General features: G+C 45.6%; 4 protein-coding genes. All 4 read right to left on the bottom strand.

From position 1 onward, the window contains the following. A partial coding sequence (locus ACEW9J_RS05550) for a DUF3122 domain-containing protein (RefSeq protein WP_373544141.1) occupies positions 1-199 on the bottom strand: 199 nt, incomplete at its 3' end. A 103-nt stretch (positions 200-302) separates the two neighbouring features. Continuing rightward, positions 303-815, bottom strand: a complete 513-nt coding sequence (locus tag ACEW9J_RS05545; protein ID WP_373544140.1) for a rhodanese-like domain-containing protein — start codon at positions 813-815, stop codon at positions 303-305. 32 nt (positions 816-847) lie between these two features. Next, positions 848-1,525: a DsbA family protein gene (locus ACEW9J_RS05540; protein WP_373544139.1), complete on the bottom strand. Its 678-nt coding sequence runs from the start codon at positions 1,523-1,525 to the stop codon at positions 848-850. Positions 1,526-1,581: 56 nt separating this feature from the next. Next, positions 1,582-4,152: a cation-translocating P-type ATPase gene (locus tag ACEW9J_RS05535; RefSeq protein WP_373544142.1), complete on the bottom strand. Its 2,571-nt coding sequence runs from the start codon at positions 4,150-4,152 to the stop codon at positions 1,582-1,584. Positions 4,153-4,167: the final 15 nt, after the last annotated feature.

Below are 4,167 nucleotides of genomic sequence, written 5' to 3'. Positions count from 1 at the left end.
CTACCTGCCAAGATTTTCCGGTGCGATCGCGCAGGTTTTGGCGGGACTGGTAGAGCATCTGTCCTGGAGTTTCTTCAATTTGGGTTACAGCAGCAAAGGCAGGTAAGGAAATGAAAATAACTAACAAAATGCAGATTGAAGCAGCTATTAGCCAGCGGATTGGGCGAATTTTGGACACGTTCGAGTAGATTAAATTCATTATAAAATTTCTCATTAAAGTTAATTTTTTGACAGTAAATCTAGTAGGGGCAATTCATGAATTGCCCCTACTAGATTTACGCCGGAGACTACTAGTTACTTTATTATTTAACAACTAATTCACCTGCGGCTTTCCAGCCGACAAAGCTAGGGAGAAACCCTCGTACATTATCATAATTAAATAGATGCAGTGTCATCACTCCCATGCCCGATCGATAGCCGGAAGAACAGTACAAAACTACAGGGCGATCGGTTGGAATTTTACTTAAATTTCGAGCCAAGGTTTGGAGCGGAATATTAATTGCATTAGGGATATGTCCCGATCGATATTCAGATGCTTCTCGCACGTCCACTAATAAGGTTTGAGAGTTTTCTAACTGGCTTTTTAGCTTTTCGACACTGGCAATCGTGTAATAACCTGCTGGCATCGACATTAGAAATCTATCGATTCTTAATTCCAGATTGAGCGGTTTAGATAGATTTGGTGTCTTTGATTGAGATATCGATGCGGTTTCTGTAAGAGTTGCTGCTAAAATTGAATTTTGCCCAGGATCGATCGAGAGACAAGACCAGATGGCAACTACCAATAATATCGTCTGAATTAATTTGTTAAACATTATATTTTTCTCGTAAAATAGCTTTAATATGCCTAACACCAAGATTGTTCTTCTGGAGGATTGTGCAGTAACTCTCGAATATTGGCTTCGATAACTCGGTAGCCCACATTGCCATTTAGCCGCTGCCGTCCTTCATTGAAAATCAGCGTAGGGCTGACCGTAACTGTATGTTCTTTAACCAAGTCAAAATCTTTGGAAAGTTGGGCGTATGCCTCACCACTATCGATCTGAGCTTGAATTGCAGCGATCGGCAATCGTAATTTTTCGGCAATCTCAAATTGCACCTGTCGATCTGCAATATTTGCCAATTCGCTAAAAAATGCCTCTCGAAATGCCCAGATTGCTTTTTCAAAGATCTGTGCCGATCGATCTACTAAACCTTTCGTTTCTAGTAGTTGAATTGCATGAAGAAACAGATGACAGGATGTAGATGAGGGTGGTGTAACTTTCGTCCAAATGTCAGGATGAACGGTGATGTGGTCGAATTTTTTGGCGACATTTAGAACGTGGTTGCTGTATCCTGTCAATCCGCCTCGCTCGCGCCAGCGGTTTTCTAGTTTTTCACGAGCGGTACCAAAGACGGAGACGAAGTGGTGTTCGACTTCAACCTTGTCTTGAAAGGTTGTTTTCAACTCATTCAGTCGAATTTGGGCAATATAAGCCCAAATACAAAGTACATCAGAAAAGTAAAAGATCCGAATAGGTTCCATTTTTGTTTTTGTTAGCTACTAGTAGCTGTAAAGCGGGTATAAATATCGATGCCAACCTAACTAAGACCTCGTTTTGTAGTTTGCTTTAATAATTCAAACCAGAGTAAGCTAATTAATCCACCACCAAAACAAATTGCCAGATCGATCGGGTGTAAAAATGAGAAACTAAACAAGCCCCGCAAGAACGGAACATACAGGACGATCGCCATAAAAAACACTCCCCCACCAATTACCCACCACAGAGCCGGATTGGGCGACTTTAGAATTTTTAGACTCAGATGCGAGGTCGAACCCTCACTCAAAATTAGTCCTAGATTCGCTAGAATCAACGTCGTAAATGTCAATGCCCGCACATCTAATTCACCTTGCTTGCGGTAAGTAGCGATCGCAAAGACTGTCAAAATAACTACTAATATTCCACCCCCTTGGAGCATGGCTAAACCTAAAGTTTTCTTGCCGAACAACGGTTCTTTAGGATTACGAGGTGGACGCTTCATGACATTTGCTTCGGCAGGTTCGGCTTCTAGGACGATCGAGCAAGCCGGATCGATGATTAGATGTAAAAAGGCAACGTGAATTGGTAGTAATACTAATGGCAATTTAAACAAAACGGGAATCAAAGACATCCCTGCGATCGGAATGTGAATTGCAATCAGATATGACATTGCCTTGCGGAGATTATCAAAAATTCGTCGCCCCAATTTGACTGCTTGGACAATCGACGAAAAATCATCATCCAACAACACCAACGCCGCTGATTCACGGGCAACATCTGTCCCCCGTTGCCCCATTGCAATCCCAATTTGGGCGGCTTTGAGCGCGGGGGCATCATTGACACCATCGCCCGTCATTGCCACGACTTCACCCTTATCTTTGAGGGCATTAACGATGCGTAATTTTTGTTCGGGAACGGCGCGGGCAAAGATATTAGTATTTTCAATCCGCTGTTGGAGTTCGGTGTCGCTCATGCGATCCAATTCCGCTCCAGTTATCGTTTCTCCTGTTTGTAATAAGCCCACTTGACGCGCGATCGTTTGAGCGGTTTCTGGATAGTCACCTGTAATCATCACCACGCGAATCCCAGCGGTATGACATTCTTGAATTGCCGCTGCAACGGTTGGGCGAACTGGATCTGAAAGTCCGACTAAGCCGAGAAATTGAAAGGGAAAATCGTGTTGTTTATCGGGTAAATGTTCGGGAGTAAGTACCGGATGGGGAGGCAAAAATGGCGGTGGCGCATCCAAAAGAGACGCTTTGGCAACACCTAATACTCGCAATCCTTGCGCCGCCATTTCACTAACTTGGGTTGTGAGAAGTTGCTGCTGTTGGGGCGTGAAATGACAGAGATCCGCGATCGCTTCTGGTGCGCCTTTAGCGGCAATTTCATACAACTTACCATCCGCTGACTGCCAAACATGAGACATTGCGAGTAGCTGCGGTGAGAGTGGATATTCGCGCAACAGTTTCCAATCGCTGTGCAAATGTTCGGTATGAGCGAGAGATCGATCGCCTAATTCCTTAAATGCCTTCTCCATCGGATCGAAGGGATCGCGTTGGCTGGCGAGAATACAGAACTCGACTAGCTCATGAACTGCTTCAGGGAGTGGCACTTGTGAGTGTAATGCTAAATCGTAAGGCTGAGGGTTTTCGGGATGGTTGTAGGCGAATAACTGCTGCACAGCCATCTGATTTAGAGTCAACGTCCCCGTTTTATCTACACATAAAACTGTTGCCGAACCGACGGTTTCGACGGCGGAAGTGCGACGTGCTAAGACATGATTCTGCGAAATCCGCCAAGCTCCCAAAGCGAGAAAGATTGTCACGACGACGGGAAATTCATTCGGCAAAATTGCCATTGCTAACGTAATCCCGGCGAGGACTCCTTTAAGCCAATCTCCTGTCGTGGCTCCATAAATTACGACAATTGCCACACATAATGCTAGCGCAATCCCAAATAAGCGACTCACTAATCGATTCATTTCCCGTTGAAGAGGAGTCACTTCTGGCGACACTTTTTGTAAGGCGTTGCCAATCTTGCCCATTTCTGTCTGAGCACCGATCGATCGCACCTTGACGATCCCCTGTCCCTGCACCACTAACGTTCCAGAGTATACAAACGGCAATTCATCGCCCCCAGGACGCGCCATTTCTACATCTCCCACAGCAACAACCTTGCGAACGGGGAGGGATTCCCCAGTTAATAAAGATTCATCGGTGGAGAGATTGGTGCAGGATAAGACGATCGCATCCGCAGGGACTCGATCGCCTTCTGCTAGCATTAAGATATCGTCCCGCACTACTTCTCGCCCCGCAATCCGTTTGCGTTTTCCATCCCGAATTACTAAGGCACGAGGACTAGAAAGATCGCGTAAGGCTTCTAGAGCATGTTCGGTTTTACCCTCTTGGTAAAAACCGATCGCGGCGAGGAAGACGACGAAACCTAGTAGAATTAAGGCTTCCTGATGGTCGCCTAAAATCCAATAAATGATGCCACCACCGACTAGGAGGAGAAAGATCGGATCTTGGATGCTGTCCCAGGCAATTGATAATAGACTCCGAGCTTGAGCTGAGGGAAGTTCATTGTAGCCATCGCGTTTGAGGTTAGCGATTGCTGTTGCAGACGGCAAGCCGTTCGCGTCTCG

It is taken from the genome of Chamaesiphon sp., from assembly GCF_041737865.1.
In the GTDB taxonomy this organism is placed as follows: Bacteria; Cyanobacteriota; Cyanobacteriia; order Cyanobacteriales; family Chamaesiphonaceae; genus Chamaesiphon.
This window is presented reverse-complemented; position numbering and strand designations above follow the sequence as displayed.

What these genes read in the sequence shown, in the direction of transcription:
- ACEW9J_RS05540 (WP_373544139.1), bottom strand. Translation starts at nt 1,525, where the DNA reads ATGGAACCTATTCGGATCTTTTACTTTTCTGATGTACTTTGTATTTGG.
- ACEW9J_RS05545 (WP_373544140.1), bottom strand. Translation starts at nt 815, where the DNA reads ATGTTTAACAAATTAATTCAGACGATATTATTGGTAGTTGCCATCTGG.